Origin of the sequence: Actinoplanes oblitus, assembly GCF_030252345.1 — a bacterium.
Lineage (GTDB): Bacteria > Actinomycetota > Actinomycetes > Mycobacteriales > Micromonosporaceae > Actinoplanes > Actinoplanes oblitus.
The window spans coordinates 1,423,281-1,444,285 of record NZ_CP126980.1 but is presented as its reverse complement, the minus strand read 5'-3'; the positions used below and the strand labels follow the sequence as shown (position 1 = coordinate 1,444,285).

Annotated in this window: 24 protein-coding genes and 1 riboswitch; of the genes, 11 read left to right on the top strand and 13 right to left on the bottom strand. The window is 71.9% G+C overall.

The features are described 5' to 3' along the window. A complete protein-coding gene (locus tag Actob_RS06585) occupies nucleotides 1-816 on the bottom strand; it encodes an alpha/beta fold hydrolase (protein WP_284919160.1) in 816 nt (271 codons plus the stop codon). A gap of 108 nt (nucleotides 817-924) precedes the next feature. Further along, nucleotides 925-1,028, top strand: a riboswitch (TPP riboswitch). A 60-nt stretch (nucleotides 1,029-1,088) separates the two neighbouring features. Between Actob_RS06585 and Actob_RS06580 the strand changes: the two genes are divergently transcribed. From Actob_RS06580 to Actob_RS06550, 7 genes are all read left to right on the top strand, one after another. Beyond that, nucleotides 1,089-1,679 (top strand): ECF transporter S component, encoded by a 591-nt coding sequence (locus tag Actob_RS06580; protein WP_284919159.1) that lies wholly within the window; start codon nucleotides 1,089-1,091, stop codon nucleotides 1,677-1,679. A gap of 10 nt (nucleotides 1,680-1,689) precedes the next feature. Continuing rightward, a complete protein-coding gene (locus Actob_RS06575) occupies nucleotides 1,690-3,114 on the top strand; it encodes an ABC transporter ATP-binding protein (protein ID WP_284919158.1) in 1,425 nt (474 codons plus the stop codon). After that, complete coding sequence (locus Actob_RS06570) at nucleotides 3,111-3,902, top strand: energy-coupling factor transporter transmembrane component T family protein (RefSeq protein ID WP_284919157.1); 792 nt, start codon at nucleotides 3,111-3,113, stop codon at nucleotides 3,900-3,902. Before Actob_RS06575 ends, Actob_RS06570 begins: the two co-directional genes overlap by 4 nt. Before the next feature lie 250 nt (nucleotides 3,903-4,152). Then, on the top strand, nucleotides 4,153-4,872 hold the full coding sequence (locus tag Actob_RS06565; protein ID WP_284919156.1) for a hypothetical protein: 720 nt from the start codon (nucleotides 4,153-4,155) through the stop codon (nucleotides 4,870-4,872). Then, nucleotides 4,869-5,399 (top strand): hypothetical protein, encoded by a 531-nt coding sequence (locus Actob_RS06560; RefSeq protein ID WP_284919155.1) that lies wholly within the window; start codon nucleotides 4,869-4,871, stop codon nucleotides 5,397-5,399. The genes Actob_RS06565 and Actob_RS06560 overlap by 4 nt, the downstream gene beginning before the upstream one ends. A gap of 193 nt (nucleotides 5,400-5,592) precedes the next feature. Further along, nucleotides 5,593-5,814: a type II toxin-antitoxin system VapB family antitoxin gene (locus Actob_RS06555; protein WP_284919154.1), complete on the top strand. Its 222-nt coding sequence runs from the start codon at nucleotides 5,593-5,595 to the stop codon at nucleotides 5,812-5,814. Nucleotides 5,815-5,870: 56 nt separating this feature from the next. Then, a complete protein-coding gene (locus Actob_RS06550; protein ID WP_284919153.1) occupies nucleotides 5,871-6,233 on the top strand; it encodes a PIN domain nuclease in 363 nt (120 codons plus the stop codon). A gap of 89 nt (nucleotides 6,234-6,322) precedes the next feature. On the opposite strand, the gene Actob_RS06545 is transcribed toward Actob_RS06550, so the two are convergent. Then, nucleotides 6,323-7,240: a 5,10-methylenetetrahydrofolate reductase gene (locus Actob_RS06545; protein ID WP_284919152.1), complete on the bottom strand. Its 918-nt coding sequence runs from the start codon at nucleotides 7,238-7,240 to the stop codon at nucleotides 6,323-6,325. A 305-nt stretch (nucleotides 7,241-7,545) separates the two neighbouring features. Between Actob_RS06545 and Actob_RS06540 the strand changes: the two genes are divergently transcribed. Further along, nucleotides 7,546-8,619, top strand: a complete 1,074-nt coding sequence (locus Actob_RS06540) for a hypothetical protein (RefSeq protein ID WP_284919151.1) — start codon at nucleotides 7,546-7,548, stop codon at nucleotides 8,617-8,619. Here Actob_RS06540 and Actob_RS06535 read toward each other — a convergent pair. Beyond that, nucleotides 8,611-9,549, bottom strand: coding sequence for an aldo/keto reductase (locus tag Actob_RS06535; RefSeq protein WP_284919150.1), 939 nt, complete (start codon nucleotides 9,547-9,549; stop codon nucleotides 8,611-8,613). The two genes, Actob_RS06540 and Actob_RS06535, sit on opposite strands and share 9 nt — an antisense overlap. 151 nt (nucleotides 9,550-9,700) lie before the next feature. Between Actob_RS06535 and Actob_RS06530 the strand changes: the two genes are divergently transcribed. After that, nucleotides 9,701-9,997: an MTH1187 family thiamine-binding protein gene (locus tag Actob_RS06530; protein ID WP_185040012.1), complete on the top strand. Its 297-nt coding sequence runs from the start codon at nucleotides 9,701-9,703 to the stop codon at nucleotides 9,995-9,997. Beyond that, nucleotides 9,994-10,668, top strand: a complete 675-nt coding sequence (locus Actob_RS06525) for an HAD family hydrolase (protein WP_284919149.1) — start codon at nucleotides 9,994-9,996, stop codon at nucleotides 10,666-10,668. The genes Actob_RS06530 and Actob_RS06525 overlap by 4 nt, the downstream gene beginning before the upstream one ends. Nucleotides 10,669-10,710: 42 nt before the next feature. On the opposite strand, the gene Actob_RS06520 is transcribed toward Actob_RS06525, so the two are convergent. From Actob_RS06520 to recO, 3 genes are read right to left on the bottom strand one after another with little or no spacing between them, the layout of a single operon-like run. Beyond that, complete coding sequence (locus Actob_RS06520; RefSeq protein ID WP_284919148.1) at nucleotides 10,711-11,232, bottom strand: histidine phosphatase family protein; 522 nt, start codon at nucleotides 11,230-11,232, stop codon at nucleotides 10,711-10,713. Beyond that, on the bottom strand, nucleotides 11,229-12,011 hold the full coding sequence (locus tag Actob_RS06515; RefSeq protein ID WP_284919147.1) for an isoprenyl transferase: 783 nt from the start codon (nucleotides 12,009-12,011) through the stop codon (nucleotides 11,229-11,231). The genes Actob_RS06520 and Actob_RS06515 overlap by 4 nt, the downstream gene beginning before the upstream one ends. Beyond that, a complete protein-coding gene (gene recO, locus Actob_RS06510; protein ID WP_284919146.1) occupies nucleotides 12,008-12,787 on the bottom strand; it encodes a DNA repair protein RecO in 780 nt (259 codons plus the stop codon). The genes Actob_RS06515 and recO overlap by 4 nt, the downstream gene beginning before the upstream one ends. Before the next feature lie 196 nt (nucleotides 12,788-12,983). On the opposite strand from recO, the gene Actob_RS06505 reads away from it, so the two are divergent. After that, nucleotides 12,984-13,751, top strand: coding sequence for a DUF4097 family beta strand repeat-containing protein (locus tag Actob_RS06505; protein WP_284919145.1), 768 nt, complete (start codon nucleotides 12,984-12,986; stop codon nucleotides 13,749-13,751). On the opposite strand, the gene Actob_RS06500 is transcribed toward Actob_RS06505, so the two are convergent. The 7 genes from Actob_RS06500 to Actob_RS06470 all read right to left on the bottom strand — a co-directional run bounded on the left by Actob_RS06500 (nucleotide 13,710) and on the right by Actob_RS06470 (nucleotide 21,004). Further along, entirely contained in the window at nucleotides 13,710-14,762 is a 1,053-nt protein-coding gene (locus Actob_RS06500; RefSeq protein WP_284919144.1) for an acyltransferase family protein, read from the bottom strand. The genes Actob_RS06505 and Actob_RS06500 overlap by 42 nt on opposite strands. A gap of 83 nt (nucleotides 14,763-14,845) precedes the next feature. After that, nucleotides 14,846-15,721 (bottom strand): GTPase Era, encoded by an 876-nt coding sequence (gene era / locus Actob_RS06495; RefSeq protein WP_284922248.1) that lies wholly within the window; start codon nucleotides 15,719-15,721, stop codon nucleotides 14,846-14,848. A gap of 470 nt (nucleotides 15,722-16,191) precedes the next feature. Further along, nucleotides 16,192-16,575: a cytidine deaminase gene (locus Actob_RS06490; RefSeq protein WP_284919143.1), complete on the bottom strand. Its 384-nt coding sequence runs from the start codon at nucleotides 16,573-16,575 to the stop codon at nucleotides 16,192-16,194. Continuing rightward, complete coding sequence (locus Actob_RS06485) at nucleotides 16,568-17,920, bottom strand: hemolysin family protein (protein WP_407653690.1); 1,353 nt, start codon at nucleotides 17,918-17,920, stop codon at nucleotides 16,568-16,570. Before Actob_RS06485 ends, Actob_RS06490 begins: the two co-directional genes overlap by 8 nt. Further along, a complete protein-coding gene (gene ybeY, locus Actob_RS06480) occupies nucleotides 17,917-18,387 on the bottom strand; it encodes an rRNA maturation RNase YbeY (RefSeq protein ID WP_284919141.1) in 471 nt (156 codons plus the stop codon). Before ybeY ends, Actob_RS06485 begins: the two co-directional genes overlap by 4 nt. Before the next feature lie 24 nt (nucleotides 18,388-18,411). Then, on the bottom strand, nucleotides 18,412-19,488 hold the full coding sequence (locus Actob_RS06475; RefSeq protein ID WP_284919140.1) for a PhoH family protein: 1,077 nt from the start codon (nucleotides 19,486-19,488) through the stop codon (nucleotides 18,412-18,414). Nucleotides 19,489-19,627: 139 nt separating this feature from the next. Continuing rightward, the gene (locus Actob_RS06470) at nucleotides 19,628-21,004 is read right to left on the bottom strand and encodes a serine hydrolase domain-containing protein (RefSeq protein ID WP_284919139.1); all 1,377 of its coding nucleotides are present in this window, start codon (nucleotides 21,002-21,004) and stop codon (nucleotides 19,628-19,630) included. Between the last annotated feature and the right edge of the window lies 1 nt (nucleotide 21,005).

The following is a 21,005-nucleotide window of genomic DNA, read 5'->3' as shown; positions in this document are numbered from 1 at the left end:
TCAAACGCCGATGCGCGCCAGCACCGCGCCGGCCAGCTCGGCCGGCGCCTGCTCGGGCACCCAGTGGCTGACCCCGCGGATCGCCACCAGCTGGTAGTCGGCGCGGACCCAGTCGGCGGTGCGCAGCACGGCGGTCAGCCCGACCACGCCGTCCCGGTCGCTCCAGACGAACGTGGTCGGCACGGTGATCTCGCCCAGGTCGGCGACGTCAGCGGTGCGGAACGCGCGGTACCAGTTCAGCCCGCCGGTCAGCCGGCCCGGCTCGCGCATCGCCTTGACGTACAGGTCGGCGCGCGGACCGATCGGGCCGAACATCCGGCGCAGCACCAGCGCGCCGCCGGCGAGCAGCAGCCGCTCCGCCACCGGGCTGCGGAACAGCTGGAAGTACGCCAGCCGGGCCTGCTGGCTCGGCCGGACCCGCAGCGCCAGCATCATCGCCCGCGGGTGCGGCACCGAGACCGCGGTCAGCGTGCGCACCCGCTCCGGGTGCCGGCCGGCCACCAGCCAGGCCACCTGGGCGCCCCAGTCGTGCCCGACCAGGTGCACCGACTCCAGGCCGAGAGCGTCCAGCACGCCGAGCACGTCGGCGACCGCCTCGCCGATCCGGTAGTCGCGCACGTCGCCGGGGCGGGCGCCGGGCGAGTAACCGCGCTGGTCCATCGCGTAGGTGCGCAGACCGGCGTGGTGCAGCCGGGGCATCAGGAGATCGAACTCGCGGTGGTCCTGCGGGAAGCCGTGCAGCAGGAGCACCGGCTGCCCGTCCTCGGGACCGCCCTCGGTCACCTCGAACGTCAGGCCGCGAGCCTTGACCTGCATGTGATCACTCCCTCGCTGTGCTGGATCGCCACCTCGGTGTTAGCGTCATCGAAGCACATCCACCGAAGCTAGTTCACGACCGCGGGAACCGCGCGTCGCGGGCGCGCTTCGATCCGACAGGGGAGCGCACAGCGCTGAGAGTGCGGCCTGGCCGCAGACCCTCGTACCTGATCTGGGTAATGCCAGCGCAGGAAGTTCGGTCTTCTCCAGCCGCGCCATGTTCCACGCATGGCGTGCGTCTCCTCCCGGTGCGTACACGCTGGGAGGCGTACATGAAGTCAGACAACCTCAACAGATGGCGCACGATAGACATCGTGATCGCCTCGGTCATCGCCGTCGCGTTCGGCGTGATCTTCTGGGCCTGGGACGTGGTCTGGGCCGCCACCGAGAACGCGTTCCTGTTCTTCCCGCCGGCCCAGTCCGTCCTCTACGGCATGTGGTTCCTGCCCGCCGTGCTGAGCGGGCTGATCATCCGGAAGCCGGGCGCGGCGTTCTTCACCGAGACCGTCGCCGCGATCATCTCGGCGCTGCTCGGCAACAAGTGGGGTGCCACGGTGATCTTCCAGGGCGCCGCCCAGGGCCTCGGCGCCGAGCTGGCGTTCGCCCTGTTCCGCTACCGGGTGTTCAACCTGCCGGTGAGCGTCCTCTCCGGCGCGCTGGCCGGCGTGGTCGCCGCGGTCTTCGACTGGTTCGTCTGGACCTACGACTACGCCCTGTGGAGCTACCGGGTCCCCTACGCGCTGATCACCGTGGCCAGCGCCGCGGTCCTGGCCGGCGCCGGCGCCTGGCTGGTGGTCCGGGCCCTGGCCCCGACCGGCGTCCTCGACCGGTTCCCGGCCGGCCGGGAACGGGCGCTGATCTGAGGTCCGTCCGGTGAGTGAGGTTCTGCTGCGCGGGTTCGGGTGGCGGCACGCGGGCCGTCGCGCCTGGGCGGTGCGCGGGCTGGACCTGCACGTGCGGCGCGGCGAGCGGGTGCTCCTGCTGGGTCCCTCCGGGGCCGGCAAGAGCACCCTGCTGGCCGCGCTGGCCGGGCTGCTGCCGGAGGACTCCGGCGAGGCCGAGGGCACCATCGAGATCGACGGGCTGGAGCCGCGCAAGGCCCGGGACCGGGCCGGCATCCTCTTCCAGGATCCGCAGACCCAGCTGGTGATGGCCCGCTCCGGCGACGACGTGGCGTTCGGGCTGGAGAACCGGGGACTGCCCGCCGCCGAGATCTGGCCACGGGTGGCCGACGCTCTGACCCGCGTGGGGTTCCCGTACCGGAATGATCGTCCCACCCACGCGCTCTCCGGCGGTGAGGCGCAGCGCCTGGCCCTGGCCGGGGTGATCGCGCCGCGACCCGGGCTGCTGCTGCTCGACGAGCCGACGGCCAACCTCGATCCGGCCGGCGCCGCGCTGATCCGGGACGCGGTCCGCCGCGCGGCCGGCCCGGACACCACGCTGATCATCGTGGAGCATCGGGTGGCCGAGGCGTTGCCGCTGGTGGACCGGGTGGTGGTGGTGGAGCCGGGTGGCGGGGTGCGGGCCGACGGCGCGCCCGAGGCGATCTTCGCCGCCTGCGGCGACGAACTCGCCGACGAGGGAGTCTGGGTGCCGGGCCGCCCGGTCGCCGCGCGGCAGTCCGCGGTCACCGCGACTGCTGCTTCGGTACGCCCGTCCGCCGCCGAACTGCTGCGTGCCGAGCGCGTCACCGTCCCGGGCCGGCTCCCCGAGGTGTCGCTGACCGCCCGGGCCGGCCAGGTACTCGCGGTGACCGGTCCCAACGGCGCCGGCAAGTCCACCCTCGCGCTGCTGCTCGGCGGCCTGCTCGCGCCGGGTTCCGGGCGGATCACCGGGTTCGGCGACGAGCGGCCACCGCACCGGTGGCGGGCCACCACGCTGACCCAGCGGATCGGGTCGGTCTTCCAGAACCCGGAGCATCAGTTCGTCACCGCCCGGGTCGCCGACGAGCTGGCCCTCGGCCCGCGCCGGCTGGGCCGCCCGGCGGACGAGATCCGGCGGACCGTCGACGAGCTGCTGCACCGGCTGCGGCTGGAGAGGCTGGCGGCGGCGAATCCCTACACGCTCTCCGGCGGCGAGGCCCGGCGGCTGAGCGTGGCGACGGCGCTGGCCACCGCCCCGCGGCTGCTGGTGCTCGACGAGCCCACGTTCGGGCAGGACCGGCGGACCTGGGCGGAGCTAGTCGCGCTCCTCGGTGAGCTGCGCGACGAGGGGCACGGCATCGTGGCGGTCACCCACGACGAGGACTTCGTGCGTACCGTAGCCGATCTGACACTGGCCATCGGCGGTCCGGAGTGAGCCTGCCGCTGGAACCGGTGGCGGATCCCGGGGCGCCGCTGGCGCGGCGCAATCCGGTCGCCAAGGCCGGCGCCGCGCTGCTTTTCACGCTGCCCCTGGTGGCCACGCTGGATCCGGTCACGCCGGGGCTCGCGCTGCTGGTCGAGCTGGCCACGTTGCCGTTCTTCGGGGTGCGGGCCCGGGTGCTCGCCCGGCGGTCCTGGCCGCTGCTGGTGGCCGCGTTCGGGGTGCTGGTCAGCATGCTGCTGTTCGCCGCCGACCGGGACGGCGCGCTGCTCGTCGCGCTGGGGCCGGTGGACGTCACCACCGGGGTGCTGAGCAGCGCGGCCGGGCTGATCCTGCGGATCTTCGCGGTGGCGCTGCCCGGGATCGTGGTGTTCGCCACCACCGATCCGACGGACCTCGCTGACGCGCTGGTGCAAAATGCGAAGGCGCCGGCCCGGTTCGCCATCGGCGCCCTCGCCGCGTTCCGGCTGTTGCCGCTGCTCGGGCAGGAGTGGCGGATGCTGACCCTGGCCCGGCGGGCGCGCGGGATCGACACCGGGCGGCATCCGATGGTGTTCGCGTCGACCGGGTTCGCGCTGCTGGTCGGGGCGCTGCGGCGGGGCGTGCGGCTGGCGGTGGCGATGGACGCGCGCGGGTTCGACTCGGCGGTGCCGCGGACCTTCGCCCGGGTGCAGCGGTTCACCCGGGCCGACGCCGCGCTCGTCGTGATGTCGCTGCTGCTGTCCGCGCTGATCCTGACCGCGACGATCGCTTTCGGCCTGTTCCGGCCGATCATCGGCTGACCCCGCGGTCCGGCTCCGCGCCCGCCGGCCCGGTCCGGTCCGGCCGATCATCGGTTGACACCTGTTCGCCGGGACGCCATCGGTGCGAGGGGGGACGTTGGCCTGCGGTCGCGAGATTGCACCTCATGGGTCACGGCCACGATCATTTCGTTGAGGCGACGACAAGCGGGAACAACCTTCCCGAAGCGCTCGATCCGAGCATCCCGGACAGTGAGCTCTCCCCCACCGACAACTCCCGCCGTGGATCACGGTGAACTCGGACTCGCACGTGGTCTACCTGGACCAGTCCGACCAGGGGCCGGGCAGCGACTTCGAGGCCAACGGCCGCTACCAGGACCCGGTCTACACCGGCAAGACGCTGACCACGGCCGGTGACTTCTGGCCCGGCTACTACGGCCGGACCAACGTGGGCGCCACCTCGTTCTCCTACCGGGCGGTCATGGACGGCCTGCGCGCCGGCCGGGTGTGGGTCGACCACGGCCGCCTGATCAAGGGGGTGGACGCCCGGGTCCGGGTGACCGGCGACCGGCGGCGGCACACCGGCACGCCGCTCGGCGGGGTGCTACGGGTCAAGCGGGGCACCTCGACCGAGCTGACCCTCGACATCGACCTGCAGGACGTACCGAACTGGGCGACCTTCGTCCCCCGCCTCGCCCGCGTCGACGTGATCGTCGGCACGGTGACCGGGCCGGTGGCGAACCGGGACGCCTTCACCGCCCCGGACACCCGGGTGGTCACGTCATTCGAGATCGGCAAGCGGACCGGGTCGGTGGCGCTGAGCCTGGACCTGGGGCGGCTGGACAAGCCGTTCTATGTGCGGGTGCGCGGCACGGACGGGAACCGTACGCAGCCCGGGCTGATGGGGGCGGGGGTCGACCCGTACGGGCCGAAGCTGGACGTGGCGGGTGACGCCGATCCGTGGGGGGACCTGTGGTTCTACACCAACCCCATCTGGGTCCTGCCCCGATGACGCACGCTGTGAGCGCCGCCGTGGCGGGCGCCGCCGTGGTGCCGGGTGGCGGCACCGCCCGCATCGTCGGGGTCACCCGGGGGCACCTGACGCTGGCCGAGGCCGATCACTGGATCCGGGAGCTGGTTCCGGCGCCGGTGCTGGCCTGCACCCACCTGGTCGCCGCGCCGTTCCCGCACGTGGCGATCAGCCTGCTCACCGCGGCAGCGGTCGACACGGACCCGGAGTTGCGGGTGGCGGCGGAGGCGGCGGCCGCCGGGACGGCCGGGCGGGCCGTGCTCTTTCCCGGCAGCGCGCGGCTGACCGGCGCGCTCACGGTGAGCGAGATCCTGCAGCGCAGCTCGATCGCCCGGGTGGAGGTGCTCGGCGACGGCCAGGCCGATCCGGGGACGGTCGTGGAGACCGGGGACTTCGTGCGGCCCCAGTTCCGCTCCGGCGAGCTGGTCCTGGTCACCACGCCGGCCGCGGGCGGGCGGCTGATCCCGTTCGAGCGCCGCGATCCGACGCCCTGCTGCGCCACCCACTGACAACGGCTCCTTCCGGTCCGGAGCTGTCGCCACAGCCCGGACCGGACCCGTTTCACCTGAGGTTTTCCACAGTCCCCGCACCCCAGACGGTTATCCACAGCCTCGATTGAGTCGATCACTTCGCGGACTTACCCTAGGCGTGCGTCACCTCCCTGAGCCCAGGGGCGCACTCCGGAGAGGAGCTCCGCACACCATGGAAACCGCGATGACGGAAACTCGGATCAGGCTCGAGGATGAGGCGTTGGCCGAGGCGATGGCCTTGTTGGGGACCACGACCCCGGAGGAGACCGTCAACCTGGCTCTGCATGAGATCGCTGCGGTCCGCCGACGGCTCGCAGCGTATTTCCGCCTCAAGGAAATGGCGGCCAGAGGCGACTTCGACATGCTGCTCGACAAGCGCAACTACCGGCGATGACAACGCGGTATCTGGTCGACACCAGCGCATTCATGCGGCTCCTGAGCAGCGAGACGGTGTTCGCCCGCTGGGAACAGCGCCTGATAGCCGGCATCGTCGCGGTGTGCCCACTGACCGAGTTGGAGATCATGTTCAGCGCTCGCTCGACGGTTCACCGCCAGGAGCTCCGGTCCGTGCTGGACAGCCTTTACCACTGGGTCCTCATACCCGACCGGGTGTACACGCGCGCAGCCGGCGTTCAGGAGACACTGACCGACCGGGGCAAGCACCGGTCCGCGGGTCCGATCGATCTGCTGGTGGCGGCCACCGCCGAGGAGCACCGGTTGGCGCTGTTGCACTACGACGCCGACTTCAAGCAGGTCGCCGAGGTGACCGGCCAGCCCATCGCGTGGGTAGCGGAGCCAGGTTCGGTCAACTGACCGTTCCCGAGACGCCAACGGGTGCACCGCGGGGGATCGCGGCTGTGGCTACACCGGATCGCTGAGCCGCACCGGAGCGGCCCGCTCCGCTATCGGCCGAGCAGCGCTGCCACGTCGGCGGCCAGGCGGGTGGTGGCCTCGATCTCGGCCTTGCGGATCGACACGCTCTCCACGTTGAAGCCGTAGGGCACGCTCAGGTGCTCGCAGAAATCGCGCAGGTCGCGGGCGATGTCCAGGCAGTGCTTGTACGACTCGGTGAGCGGGTCGGCGGCGTGCCGCAGCGAGTTCTCCAGCCAGCGGGGCACGTCGACGCCGAGCCAGCGCAGGAACTCCAGCGTCTTGAGGGAGCCGCACAGCGACAGCGTGAAGATCATCGTGCGGGGCTGGACCCGGCGCGCGCGGCACTCGTAGTAGTAGTCGGAGATCAGGTTCTTGGTCTCGTTGACGTGGTAGACCACCTGGGAGATGAAGAAGCTCGCGCCCCGCTCCTGCTTGGTCAGCATGCGCAGGTGCTCCTCGCGTCGCTCGCCGATCACCACGGCGCCCAGCGGCAGCTCCGGGCGCACCTCGGCACGCAGCTCCTGGGCCCGGCGCAGGCCGGTGTGGACCGCCTTGCCGCCGGACGACGCGCCGACGAAGACGCTCAGCACCCGCTCCGGGTCCGCCTCGCGCATCCAGTCACGCAGCTCGTCCTCGGCATACTTCCCGACGCAGCGATAGATGATCACGGGCCGGGTCCAGCCGCCGAGGTGCGTCTCGTAGTACCGCGCCGGGTCCAGGGTGGCGAGGAACGGGAAGGGCCGCTCCTCCGGGTTCCGGTCCGACTCGTCGTCGATGTCGTACAGGATCAGCCCGTCGAGGTCGAGCCCGCCGATCCGCTCCAGGGTGACCTCGGCGATCTCCTTGATCCGCTCCTCGGCGGTGCTCCGCTTCGGCGGTGTGACGCTGAACAGCAGCACCCCGCTACGGGTTTCGGCGAGCAGTTGCGGCAGTCGCGCACGAGTCATGGCCCCACCCTAGGAACCCGCCTGCCGGTGACCGGCACAACACTCCCGCCGTCCCGCCAGGCGAGCCTTTCCGGTACGCCCTCCGCCCCGGACGGCCAGTCGAGGAACGGGCTTCGCCAGCCACCGGGTGGGCGACGAGGTGGAGCCGCGTCGCGAGTAGTGCGACGCGGCGACGAGACGGAGCCGCGTCGCGAGTAGTGCGACGACGGCGTACGCGGTGCCGCTCAGCGGTTGCCACTCAGCCGGCCGGCGTACCTCGCCGAACGTATCGAGGTGAGAAGTCCTCGCCACGGGAGGCCGTGACCGTGACCGGCGTCGGAGTCTTCCTGCTGCGCCATCGCCGCTGGCTGGCCGGCCTACTGGCCGCGCTGGCCGGTCTGGTCAACCGGCTTACGCCGCTGGATCTCGTACAGTTCTCCGACCTCGGCCGGACGGTGCTGGCCGGCCGGTTCGATGAGGCCTACGCGGGAACGTTCACCCAGGCGGGGCCGCTGCAGCTCGTACTCAGCACCGTCGTGCTCATCGGCGGCCACGACGGCATGCCGCCCGCGCTTCCCCGCGTACTGGTGGATGTGGCGCTGACCCTCGGCGCGATGGCCGCCTGCGGCGGGAAACCGATACGCGAGGGCCTCGTCGCTGTCGTGACTCTGCTGTGGCTGCTGGGACCGGTGCCGTGGAGTGGGCATCCCCCCGAGGTTCTGATCCCCGTCCTGTGGGCGGCCGCGGTCGCGTCGGAGGAGAGAGGCCGATGGTGGGCCTCCGGCGCCGCCCTGGGCGTCTCCGCGCTGATCACACCACTCGCGGTGCTGGGGTATCCGTGCCTGCTCGCCGCCACCGGGCCGGTCAGAGCCGCGCGCACCATGGTCGCGGCCACCGGGATCGCCGTGCTGGGCTATCTGCCGTTCGTCCTGAGCGGGCGGTTCGGAATGTTCGGGCACGTCTGGCCGGTGGTGCCCGGGACGGTGCCGTATCAGCTCGGTCTGCACGAGATGACCTGGTGGGCACGCCTGGGGCAGGCGGTGGTGGTGGCGGGCGGCTGCGCCTTGGTGGCGTACCTTCTGCGGGGCCGGCCGGTAGCGATGGCGGCGGCACCACTGACGGCGGCCTTGTTGCGCGTGGCCACTGATCCCCAGCAGGTCGACTACTACTGGTTGCCGGTATCGGTGGGGACAGTGCTACTGATCGCGCTCCTGCCAGAGGACTTCCCGGCGTGGCGGCAGGTATCGACCGCGGTAATGGGGTATCTGACGATGCTGGCGGCGACAACAGATCACTACATGCCCGGCGCGCTGCTCTGCTCGGCGGGATTTCTGCTTGCCGGCGTCCGGCTCCGGTCACGATCACTGTCCCGGCCGACCGCGCCGGTGCGATCACTCTGATGCGTCGTCCGGCGTCAACGGCCGCCCGAGGTCGGCCAGATCGGTTTCGGACAGCCGCAGGGCGGCGGCCGCGACGTTCTGCTCCAGGTGCGCGACGTCCCCGGTGCCCGGGATGGCCAGCACGTGTGGCCCCTGGTGCAACGTCCACGCCAGCCGCACCTGGTGCTCGCTGACACCATGCCGAGCCGCTACCCGCAGCACCTCCGCCTCCCGCCGCAGGTCCGGGTCCGAGGGCAGTGCCACGCCCGCCTCCCGCCGCGCTCCCGCGATCGCGAAGAACGGCACGAAGGCGATGCCCCGCTCCCCGCACACCCGCAACAGCTCCTCGTCCCCGCGCACCCCCAGCGAGTACGCGTTCTGCACACCGGCAACGGGCGCGATCCGCTCCGCCTCGTTCAGATCGCCCAGGGCGGCGTTGGACAGGCCCAGATGCCTGATCAGCCCCTCGGACCGCATCTCGGCGAGCGCGCCGAACCGCTCCGCCAACGGCACCGCGACGTTCCGGGTGATCCGCAGGTTGACCAGGTCCAGCGCCTCCACCCCGAGCCGCCGCAGGTTCTCCACCACCTGCCCGCGCAACAGCTCCGGCGAATCCGCGGCGCTCCAGCGGCCGTCCGGCAGCAGCATCGGTCCCACCTTGGTCGCGAGGAGAACCCGGTGGCGGTACGACCCGAGCGCCGCCCGGATCAACTCGGTCGCGTACCGCACCGGCCCCGGCCCGACGTCGATGATCCCGCCGGGCGAGCAGTAGAACGCCGCCGTATCGAAGTGGTCGACACCCAGCTCCACGGCCCGGCGCAGCACCCGGATCGCCACCGAGGTGTCCGGGTTGGCGGTGAGCCGCATCGTCCCGAACCCCATCCGATTGACCACCCGGTCGCCGAGCCGCCACGTCCCCGCCGCTGCCGCATCCATCAGTTCCGAAGTCACCCGGCGACGGTAGGCGACCCGCGCGCCGATCGCCCTCGTCCGGCCACCCGATACCGATTTGCCCCCGTCACTGCTAGTTTGTAAGTACCGCCGAGCAGGAAACCCGCACCGGCCCGCCATGATCGATCATCGGCGCTGGGAAGATGGGGGCATGCTGGTTGCCTTCTCAGTCACGCCGATCGGGGCCGGGGATTCCGTCGGGGACGCCGTCGCCGAGGCCGTCCGGGTGGTCCGGGCCTCCGGGCTGCCGAACCGGACCGATGCCATGTTCACCACCGTCGAGGGCGAGTGGGACGAGGTGATGGCGGTGGTCAAGCAGGCCGTGGACGCCGTCGCCGCCGTCGCACCGCGGGTCAGCCTGTCGCTGAAGGCGGACGTCCGGCCCGGAGTGACCGGCGCGCTGACCGCCAAGGTGGAGCACATCGAGCGGGTGCTGGGCGAGTCATGAGACGCCTGGTGATGTGGGACATCGACTACACGCTGCTGCGCGGCGGCGGGGTCGCGGCCCAGGCGTGGCGGCAGGCGTTCACCGAGGTGACCGGGGTCGCGTGGCGGGACACCCCGATCTTCGGCGGGCGTACCGACCTGGACATCTGTCACGGGGTCTTCGCCGCGCACGGGGTGACCGACTGCACGCCGGAGCGGTTCTTCGAGCGTTACGTGGCGATCGTCGACACCGTCCGGCACGAGTTCGCCGAGCAGGGTGAGCTGATGCCCGGCGTCCGTGCGGTGCTCGAGCACCTCGGTGACCGCCCGGACGTGGTGCAGACCCTGGTCACCGGCAACGTCCCGGAGGTGGCCGCGGCGAAGGTGGCGGCGTTCGGCCTGTCCGGCTCGTTCGACGCCGAGGTGGGCGGTTACGGCACCGACGACAGCGTGCGCGCCACCCTGGTCCGCCGCTGCCGGGAGCGGGCCGAGGCGAAGTACGCCGAACCGTTCCGCCCGGTGGTGATCGGCGACACCGTGAACGACGTGACAGCCGCGCTGGCCAACGACGCGGTGGCGATCGCCGTGGCCACCGGCGCCACCCCGGCCGCCGAGCTGACCGCCGCCGGCGCCCACGTGGTCCTCCCCGACCTGACCGACCTGGAAGCCGCGATCAAGGCACTGACCGGCTGAGATCGCGACCACCGGCGGGCACCGGACCTGGCCCGGGAGGCCTTACGGCCGCAGCTCCGGCGGAAAACCCGTCCACTGCAGGGCCGCCGGCAGGTGACTCACGTCGTTGAACATGATCAGCCGTGGTTTCTGCCCCGGGAAGTACCTGATCAGTGTCAGTCCGGTGGGACACGAGTTGAGGCCGCGCCACCGGTCCTCCGGCGCCTCCAGCGCGTCCCGCACGAACCACGCCACCTGGAACGCGTGTGTGATCACCAGTTGGTGCGTCTCGGCCGGCGCCGGCCCGGTGAACCGCTCGATCATGGCGGCCGAGTTGGCCTGGGTGGGCAACTGGTCGTCCAGTTCCCCGGCGGCCCGCACCGGGACGCCCGGCAGGTGGGCGGCGACCAGCGCGGTGGTCTGCACGGCTCGCGGCAACGGGCTGTGGAAGATCTCGGCGATCGGGACCCCGGCGAGGCGCTCGCCGAGCAGGGTGGCCTGCTGCTCGCCGTCACCGGTCAGCGCGGACTCGTCCTCGTTGGCGAAGGCGTGCCGGGCGATCCAGAGGTGCCGGACCTCGCTCACGTGGGGCTCACCGGGTTCGGCAGCGCGCCGCCGAAGCGCCGGTCGCGCTGGGCGTAGAGCTCGCACGCGTACCACAGGTGCCGGCGGTCGAAGTCCGGCCAGAGGGTGTCCAGGTAGACCATCTCGGCGTAGGCCGACTGCCAGAGCAGGAAGTTCGACGTCCGCTGCTCGCCGGACGGGCGCAGGAAGAGATCCACGTCGGGCACCTCGGGGTGGTAGAGGTACCGCTGGATGGTCTTCTCGTTGACCTTGTCGGCCTTGAGCCGGCCGGCCGCGACGTCCCGGGCGATGGCGGCGGCCGCGTCGGCGATCTCCGCCTGGCCGCCGTAGTTCACGCAGAACTGCAGGGTGAGCGTGCTGTTGCCGCGGCTCATCTCCTCGGCGGTCTGCAGCTCGGAGATCACGCTTTTCCACAGGCGGCCGGACCGGCCGGACCAGACCACCCGGACCCCGAGATCGACCAGTTGGTCGCGGCGGCGCCGGATGACGTCCCGGTTGAAGCCCATCAGGAAGCGCACCTCCTCGGGGGAGCGCTTCCAGTTCTCGGTGGAGAACGCGTACGCCGAGAGGTAGGGGATGCCGAGCTCGATGGCGCCCTCGATGGCGTCGAAGAGCGAGTGCTCACCCTGCTCGTGCCCCTTGGTGCGGGACAGGCCGCGCTCCTTGGCCCAGCGGCCGTTGCCGTCCATCACGATCGCCACGTGCCGTGGGATCGCGGCGGGCGGCAGCGCTGGTGGCCGGGCGCCGGAGATGTGCGGGGTGGGCGGACGCGGGCTCACGGTTTCAACTCCCGTCGATCGACAAGCGGCAGCGAGCGCAACGAGCGCTCCATGTGCCATTGCAGGTGGGCGGCGACCAGACCGGAGCACTCCCGGCGCACCGAGGGCGCGGACGCGTCGGCGACCGACCAGTCACCAGCGGTCAGCGCGGCCATCAGGCCGAGCGTGACCGGGTTGGGGTGGGCGGCGCCCGGCGGGCGGCAGTCCGGGCAGACCGCGCCGCCGGCCGGGACGGCGAACGCCGCGTGCTGCCCGGGATCGCCGCAGACCGCGCACTCGGTGAGCGCGGGCGCCCAGCCGGCGAAGGCCATGGCGCGCAGCAGGTAGGCGTCCAGCACCAGGGTGGCCGCGTGCTCACCGGCCGCGAGGGCTTTCAGCGCGCCCAGGGTGAGCTGGAACAGCCGCAACGCCGGCTCCCGCTCGACCGGGGTGAGGCGCTCGGCGGTCTCACAGATCGCGCTGGCCGCGGTGTATCGCGGGTAGTCGGTCAGGAAGCTCTTGCCGAACAGCGACAGCGCCTCGACCTGGCTGACCGAGTGCAGCGAGCTGCCCACCCCCTCGGGCGAGCCGGCCAGCTGCAGGTCGATGTGCCCGAACGGCTCCAGCCGGGCGCCGAAACGCGAGGTGGTGCGGCGCACGCCGCGGGCGACCGCGCGCAGCCGGCCGTGCCGGCGGGTGAGCAGGGTGACGATGCGGTCGCTCTCGCCGAGTTTCTGCACGCGCAACACCACCGCGTCGTCGCGGTAGAGGTGGCGGCGGTATCCGGCAGCGGGCACCCCGCCATTCTGCCCCGTGCCTACGACAAACCCTGACCCGGATCTCAGGGTCGACTCCGGGACGGGACCGATGGTGCTGGAATCCGAGCCTGCATAGCGTCAACGGCATGACCGACTGCACCGAGTGGCAGCCACCGGGACCGAACAGCGGTCTCGCTGGCGAGGGCCAGCCGGGCATGCCGAAGGAAGGCACAGCATGAGCCGCAGAGTTGCCACCCTTGTTCTCGCCGCCGCCTCGGTCGCCGCCCTGGCCGGCTGCGACGGCGTGGTGGGCGCCACGATGACGTTCAACGACACCGAGAAGGTCAAGGTCACCGACATCGTGCTCGACGGTGGCAGCGGCGACGTGCTGGTGACCACTGGGAACGTCACCGAGACCACGATCAAGCGGGTGGTCCGCGGCGGCAACGGCTCGAGCACGACGTACGCGCTCTCCGGTACCACCCTGACCCTGCCGACCAGTTGCGGTCTCGACTGCCGGATCTCCTACGAGGTGCGGGCACCCACCGGGGTCAAGGTGCGCGGCAAGGTCAACTCGGGGGACCTGTCGCTGACCGACGTCGGGGCCGTGGACGTCACCCTCACCTCCGGCGACGTCCGGGTCGACGGCGCCACCGGCCCGGTGCGGGTCAAGGCCACCTCCGGGGACATGGACATCACTCGCGCGGCCGGCGTCACCGTCGAGGCCACCTCGGGCAACATCGCGGCCCGGGAGATCACCGGCCCGGTGGACGCCCGGGTCACCTCCGGCGACCTCGACCTGGAGCTGACCAGCCCGGCCTCGGTGACCGCCGAGGTGAGCAGCGGCGACCTGATGCTGCTGGTGCCGACCGGGAGTTACCGGATCACCCAGCACACCGGCTCCGGCGACGCGGACATCCACGGCGTCACCAACGACCCGAGATCGGCGAACGTGCTGGACCTACGCACGCGCAGCGGCGACCTGACCGTCGGCGTCCGGTAGTCCGGCGGCCGGCGCCGGGGAGACCGGTACCGGGAGACGACGGCCCGGCAGCAGCGCCGGCCGCCGCCCGGCAGCCACGTCCTCCACCCAGCCGACCAGGGCCAGCGCCACCGCCAGCAGCGCGCACACCACGATCAGCCGCCAGGTCAGCCCGACCGGCCCGGTGAGCGGCAGTTCGTGCCGCTCACCGAACTGGGTGACCGCCACCACGATCGGGATGTGCCACAGGTAGATGCTCAGCGCCCGGGAGTTGAGCACGGTCAGCACCCGGTGCTCCCGGACCATCGGCGAGCAGCCGAGCGCGACCAGGACGAACGCCGCGGACCAGAGGGCGTTGCCGATCGGGATGTCGTTCAGGTCGTACCCGCGCGGGCCGGGGTGGGTGACCACCCAGGCGATCCCGGGCAGGGCCAGCCCGGCGGCCAGCCCGGCGAGGCGCTTGCGCGGGATCCGCCGCAGGTGCCCGTCGTGGTGGGCGAAGCCGAGCAGCCACGCCCCGCCGTACAGCGCGAGGTCGCGCACCACGGTGACCACCCGGACGCCGGTCAGCTCCAGGACCACCAGGCCGGCGTACGGAATCAGCACCGCGACCAGCGGCGCACGCCGGAAGAGCGGCAGCGCCAGCGGCGAGAGCAGCACGAACCAGAGGAAGTCGCGCAGGTACCAGGCGTGGCTGAGCGCCGCCATCCACCAGCCGGTGGCCTCCGGGTCGACCAGCGGGAAACCCCAGAGCAGCAGGTGTACGTCGAACGGGGTACCGCCGAGCAGCATCGCCGGCACCGCGATCACCAGGGTCAGCAACCAGAGTGAGGGCAGCAGCCGGCGCAGCCGCCGCTCCACCGCCCAGGTTCCGAACCGGTCGAGCGACGCCGCCATCAGCGACCCGGCCAGCGCGAACATCACCGACATCGCCGGGAAGACGATGGTCAGCGCGGTCCAGCCGGTCAGGTGATAGACCACCACCCGGACGGTGGCGATCGCGCGGAGCAGGTCCAGATACCGGTTGCGCATGGCCAACGGTGTTACCCGCAATGGGCCGAATAGCGCAAATCCCAGTGAACTATCCCATAGTCAGGAAATGTCTACTTATCTAGCTAGAAGCCGAGCTTGCGAAGCTGCTTCGGATCCCGCTGCCACTCCTTGGCCACCCGCACGTGAAGATCGAGATAGACCTTTTTCCCCAGCAACTGCTCGATCTCCCCGCGCGCCCGCGAGCCGACCTCCTTCAGCCGCGCCCCACGGGTCCCGATCACGATCGACTTCTGGCTGTCCCGCTCCACGTAGAGATCCGCGTAGATCTTGGTCAGGTTGCCCTCGACCATCATCTCCTCGACCAGCACCGCAATCGAGTGTGGCAGCTCGTCGCGCACGCCCTCCAGCGCCGCCTCCCGGATCAGCTCACCGATCAGCACCTGCTCCGGCTCGTCGGTCAGCACGTCGTCCGGGTACAGCTGCGGCGATTCCGGCATCAGGCGCACCATCGCGTCGGTCAGGTTCTCCACCTGGTGCCCGGACACCGCGCTGACCGGGATGATCTCCGCGAAGTCGTAGAGCTCGGCCACCTGGAGCAGCCGCTGCGCCAGCGTCGCCGGGTCGACCAGGTCCACCTTGGTCACCACCGCGATGATCTTGGCTTTGAGCTCGCCGACCTCGGCCGAGATGAACCGGTCACCGCGCCCCACCGGCTCGTCCGCCGGGAAGCACACCCCGATCACGTCGACCTCGCTCCACACCTCGCGGACCAGGTCGTTGAGCCGCTCGCCGAGCAGCGTCCGGGGCCGGTGCAGACCCGGCGTGTCGACCAGCACCAGCTGCGAGTCCGGCCGGTGCAGGATGCCACGGATCACGTGCCGGGTGGTCTGCGGCTTGTTCGAGGTGATCGCGATCTTCTGCCCGACGATCGCGTTGGTCAGTGTCGACTTGCCGGCGTTCGGCCGCCCGACGAAACACGCGAAACCGGCGCGATACACCCCGTCGTCCCTGCGGTCCGACGACGCCGCCTTGTGCCTGTGACGACGCTGCGGCCGCGGCTCACTGGGCGCCGCCTTCTTTTCGGTACGGCCGTCGGCGCGCGCGTGCACCTTTTCGGTACGCCCACCGGGCCGCCCCGCCGCGACGCCGCGACCCGTGCCGCCGGGCGTCACGCGACGCTCACCAGGCTCGCCGGTGGGGCGCTCGCCACGGGTACCGGAAGAACCGGTCGGGCGCTCGCCACGCGTACCGAAAGAGCCGCCGCCTCGCGCCGAGCGCGACCCGGAACCGGACCCGGTGGCCGCGCCCCGCTCCCCCGACGCACCGCCCCGCGCGCCGCCCGCCTTGCGTCCCCGCTGGTCCGCGCCCTGTTGCTCGGCCCGGCGAGCCGCCCGGCGCTCCTGGCGCCGCAGCTCGTTGCGCTCCCCCGCGGTGAGGCGGCGCTCGTCCGGCTTGCGCTGCTCGTCGGTCATGCCGTGACCGTGCCGAGCAGCTTGCCCGACGGGCCCGCGACGTGCACCGGGGCGTCCGCGGCGAGATCACGCACGGCCGCGTGACCGGCACCGTCCAGCTCGTCGCTCCCGGTGACCACAGCGGCCGCCTCGATCGTGGTGGCGCCGGAGGCCGCGGCCTGGGCCACGGCCAGTTGCAGGGCGGTCACCGTCAGGCTCGGCAGGGTCACCGAGGCGGCCGCGTAGGTGCGGCCGTCCTGGTCACGGACCGCGGCGCCCTCGGCCGCACCCACCCGGGCGCGGGACGAGCGGGCCAGGGTGACCAGCTTGGCGTCCTCGGCGCTCAACTCGGGGCCGGCCACGGGGGGCACGGCGATGGCGGCAAACGTCTGGTCAGGCATCGGCGGGCAGTCTTTCCTCGTTCTCGGCAACGTTCTCGTCGTTCTCGTCGGGGGACGGCTCCGGCACCCGGCGCACCAGCACCGAGTCGATCCGGTTCCGCCGGCCGGTGGTGCCCTCGGCGATCAGGTGCAGGCCCTCCACGTCGGCGGCGGCCCCCGGGATCGGCACCCGGCCCAGCGTCTGCGCCAGCAGGCCGCCGACCGTCTCCACCTCGTCGGTGGGCAGTTCCACGCCGAACACCTCACCCAGATCCTCGATCGGCAGGCGCGCGGTGACCCGCACCGCGCCGTCGGCCAGATGCTCGATCGGGGGACGTTCCACGTCGTACTCGTCGGTGATCTCGCCGACGATCTCCTCGAGGATGTCCTCGATGGTGACCAGGCCGGCGGTGCCACCGTACTCGTCGACGACGACCACCAGGTGGTTGCGCGCCGCCTGCATCTCGGAGAGCAGGTCGTCGACCGGTTTCGACTCCGGCACGAAGGTCGCCGGGCGCATCGCGTCGGCCACCGCCTGCGCGGCCGCCGCCGGGTCGCCGTTCTGCGTGCGCCGGATCACGTCCTTGAGGTAGAGCACGCCCAGCACGTCGTCGACGCTCTCGCCGATCACCGGGATCCGCGAGAAACCCGAGCGCAGGAAGAGGTAGAGCGCCTGCTGCAGGGTTTTCGGCGCCTCGATCCAGACCATCTCGGTGCGCGGCACCATCACCTCGCGGGCGATGGTGTCGCCCAGCGCGAACACCGAATGGATCATCTCGCGCTCGCCGTGCTCGACCACACCCCGCTGCTCGGCCAGGTCGACCAGCTCGCGCAGCTCCACCTGGCTGCCGAACGGGCCCTCCGGGAAGCCCCTGCCCGGTGTCACCGCGTTACCGATCAGGATCAGCAGCGAGGCGAGCGGGTTGAGCACCCGGCCCAGCCAGCGGACCAGCGGCGCCGCGGCACGACCCACCGCGTACGCGTGCTGGCGGCCCACCGTGCGCGGCGCCACGCCGACCACCACGAAGCTGACCAGGGTCATCGCCCCGGCGGTGATCAGCGCGGCCGACCAGCCGACCCCCCAGGTGTCCACCGCGACCAGCGCCACCAGGGTGGTAGCGGTCAGCTCGCAGAGCAGCCGGAGCAGGAGCAGCAGGTTGACGTAGCGGACCACGTCGGAGGCGACAGCCGTCAGCGCGCCGGCACCCCGCTGGCCCTCCCGGTCCAGCTCGGCGGCCCGGGCGGTGGAGACCGTGGCCAGTGCCGCGTCGGTCATCGAGGCGAGACCGGCCAGCAGGACCAGGCCGACCGCGAAGATGATCAGTTGCAGGTCCGGCAGGCCGGCCGAGGCGGGATCCACTGTCAGCCGGCTTTGCGTCCGGCACGCCAGCTCTGCAGCAGCTTCGCCTGCAGGGCGAACATCTCCCGCTCCTCCTCCGGCTCGGCGTGGTCGTAGCCGAGCAGGTGCAGCGCGCCGTGCACGGTGAGCAGGTGCAGCTCGTCGGCGGGCGTGTGCCCGGCCGCTGCCGCCTGCTTGGCGGCCACCTCGGGGGCCAGCACGATGTCACCCAGCAGGGCCGGCTCACCGGCGCCGGACTCGCCGGGCCCGTGGTCGACGCTGCCCTCGTCCATCGGGAAGGCGAGCACGTCGGTGGGCCCGTCACTGCCCATCCAGCGATGGTTCAGCTCGGCCATGTAGTCGATGTCGACGAGCAGGATGGACAGCTCGGCGAGGGGGTTGACCCCCATCTCGTCGAGGGCGTGCCGGGCAACCGCGAGGATCGCGTCGGTGTCGACCTCGACTCCCGACTCGTTGGCGATCTCGATGGACATAGTGGTGCGATTACCCCTTGCGAATCAGCGCCGGCGCGGGGCCCGGCCGTTGGCGGCCCGGCCCGGCACGGCATGAACGGAATTTGCTGCCTGCTGCTGCTCCTGCGCGGCGTCGAACCGCGCGTACGCGTCCACGATCTCGGCGACCAGCCGGTGCCGCACCACGTCGGAACTGGACAGCTCGGCGAAGTGCACGTCCTCGACGTCGCGCAGGATCTCCCGGACCACCTTGAGCCCGCTGGTGGTGCCACCGGGCAGGTCGACCTGGGTGACGTCACCGGTCACCACGATCTTGGCACCGAATCCGAGCCGGGTCAGGAACATCTTCATCTGCTCGGGCGTGGTGTTCTGCGCCTCGTCCAGGATGATGAACGCGTCGTTCAGCGTCCGGCCGCGCATGTAGGCCAGCGGGGCGACCTCGATCGTGCCGGCGGCCATCAGGCGCGGGATGGACTCCGGGTCGAGCATGTCGTGCAGCGCGTCGTAGAGCGGGCGCAGATAGGGATCGATCTTCTCGGTGAGGGTGCCGGGCAGAAAGCCCAGCCGCTCGCCGGCCTCCACCGCGGGGCGGGTGAGGATGATCCGGTTGATCTGCTTGGCCTGCAGCGCCTGCACGGCCTTGGCCATCGCCAGGTACGTCTTGCCGGTACCGGCGGGGCCGATGCCGAAGACGATGGTGTTCTCGTCGATGGCGTCGACGTAGCGTTTCTGGCCCAGTGTCTTGGGCCGGATGGTGCGGCCCCGCCGGGACAGGATGTTGAGCGTCAGCACCTCGGCCGGGCGCTCCGAGGTGTTCTCCTCGAGCATCCGCAGGGTGCGGCGGACGGCGTCCACGCTGAGCGTCTCACCCTTCTCGATGAGCTCGATGAGCTCGGAGAAGATCCGCTCGGCGGTGGCGTTGTCCGCCGGCTCGCCGGTGATGGTGATCTCGTTGCCGCGCACGTGCACATCACTGCTCACCGTGCGCTCGATGAGGCGGAGGATCTCGTCCTTGGCGCCGAGCAGGTTCACCATGATCTTCGGGTCGGACACCGAGATCTTGGTCTGCGCCCGCACCGGGCTGGACGAGCCCGTGCTGGAAGGGTTCGGCGTACCGGTCATAGGGCGGCCCTGGGGCCTCCGCCACCTGCTCTCATACTCTGCGTCGTCCCCGGACGGGGCGGCGTGCTCAAGGATCGTGCCATCCTATCCGCTCACCCGCTCGCCCGCCGATGCCATTATCGGCAGTCCGTTCCGCGGATCACCCGCCCGGCACCCCGAACGGGCCGTCCGAGGCGAGTCCGCCGTCGAAGGCCTCCTGTCCCCGGGTGAAGCGGTAGGTCGCCCAGTGCATCCGGACCACCGTGCCGGAGTCGTCCCGGTGCAGGCGGAGCAGCTCGCCGGTCTCCCGCCCGGAGATCGTCCGCAGGACGTCGGCCTGATCCGGCAGCGGCCGGAAGATCGCCGGTGGCCGGCCCGCCGGCGCGTCGGCCACCCGGGCCTGCAACCGCCCGTCGTGCCAGCCGAAGATGTACTCCGAGCCCTCGCTCCACCAGCGGCCCAGCACCGACCGGTACGGCTGGGGCGCCGGAGCGGCCGGCCGCCACGGCCGGATCTCCGCCGGATCGATCTCGACGGCGAGCCGCAGCAGCTCGTGGACCAGCTCGTTGACCTCGCCGGCGGTACCCGACGAGCCGAGCACGGCACAGCCCAGGCCGCCCGGGTTGCCCTCGCCGCCGCGCCGGCCGTAGACGCCGGCCAGGAAACCGGGCATGGCGCCGTCGTGCCCGACGTGCACCGCCCGCTTGCCGTCCGGGCAGAGGATCAGGCCGAGACCGAACCCGGCCGCCCAGAGCGACTCGTCGGTGGTGGTGACCGGCCAGCGCATCTCCTCGACGGTGGCCGGATCCAGCACGCCCGGCGCCGGGTCCGCCAGGAAGGCGCCCCACGTCGCCATGTCCGCCGCGGTGCTCCACAGCTGCGCGGCCGGGGCGACACCGCCCAGGTCGAAGGCCGGCTCCGGGCGGGCCGCGTCGGAGTACGCGTCGACCAGGTAACCGACCACCGCCTCGGCCGGCCGCTCGACGGTGGTGTGCCGCAGACCGAGCGGGGCCAGGATCCGCTCGGTGAGGATCTCGGCCCAGGTGCCGCCGCGCAGCTTGGCGACCAGGTGACCGAGAACGGCCAGGCCCAGGTTGGAGTAGTGGAAGCGCCGGGCGTTCGGCAGCACCCGCTCGGCCCGGTCCAGCTCGGCCAGCATCCGCCCGGCGTCCGGGGTGATCAGCGTGTCCCACACGTCGCCGTACGGCTCCCGCTGGTACCCGGCGGTGTGCGAGAGCAGCCGGCGGATCGTGGCGTCGCCGTGCGCCGGCACGTCGAGGTAGCGGGCGACCGGCTCGTCCAGGTCCAGCAGCCCGTCGTCGCGGGCCTGCATCACCATCACCGCGGTGAAGGACTTGGTGACCGAGCCGATCCGGAACCGGCTGTCCGGGCCGAGCGGGTGCTCCGGGTTGCCCGACTCACCGACGGTGAGCAGCCACGGCTCGCGGTCGGCGCGGACCAGGGCGACGCTGAGCGCCGGGATCCGGCCGTCCGCCTGCGCCTTGCGGACGGCCCGCTGGTACCGGGTGTACGGCACG

Bases quoted from the DNA above. Each gene is read 5' to 3' on its own strand.
- Actob_RS06585 (WP_284919160.1), bottom strand. From the start codon at position 816: ATGCAGGTCAAGGCTCGCGGCCTGACGTTCGAGGTGACCGAGGGCGGT.
- Actob_RS06580 (WP_284919159.1), top strand. From the start codon at position 1,089: ATGAAGTCAGACAACCTCAACAGATGGCGCACGATAGACATCGTGATC.
- Actob_RS06560 (WP_284919155.1), top strand. From the start codon at position 4,869: ATGACGCACGCTGTGAGCGCCGCCGTGGCGGGCGCCGCCGTGGTGCCG.
- Actob_RS06555 (WP_284919154.1), top strand. From the start codon at position 5,593: ATGGAAACCGCGATGACGGAAACTCGGATCAGGCTCGAGGATGAGGCG.
- Actob_RS06545 (WP_284919152.1), bottom strand. From the start codon at position 7,240: ATGACTCGTGCGCGACTGCCGCAACTGCTCGCCGAAACCCGTAGCGGG.
- Actob_RS06530 (WP_185040012.1), top strand. From the start codon at position 9,701: ATGCTGGTTGCCTTCTCAGTCACGCCGATCGGGGCCGGGGATTCCGTC.
- Actob_RS06525 (WP_284919149.1), top strand. From the start codon at position 9,994: ATGAGACGCCTGGTGATGTGGGACATCGACTACACGCTGCTGCGCGGC.
- Actob_RS06505 (WP_284919145.1), top strand. From the start codon at position 12,984: ATGAGCCGCAGAGTTGCCACCCTTGTTCTCGCCGCCGCCTCGGTCGCC.
- Actob_RS06500 (WP_284919144.1), bottom strand. From the start codon at position 14,762: ATGCGCAACCGGTATCTGGACCTGCTCCGCGCGATCGCCACCGTCCGG.
- Actob_RS06490 (WP_284919143.1), bottom strand. From the start codon at position 16,575: ATGCCTGACCAGACGTTTGCCGCCATCGCCGTGCCCCCCGTGGCCGGC.
- ybeY (WP_284919141.1), bottom strand. From the start codon at position 18,387: ATGTCCATCGAGATCGCCAACGAGTCGGGAGTCGAGGTCGACACCGAC.
- Actob_RS06475 (WP_284919140.1), bottom strand. From the start codon at position 19,488: ATGACCGGTACGCCGAACCCTTCCAGCACGGGCTCGTCCAGCCCGGTG.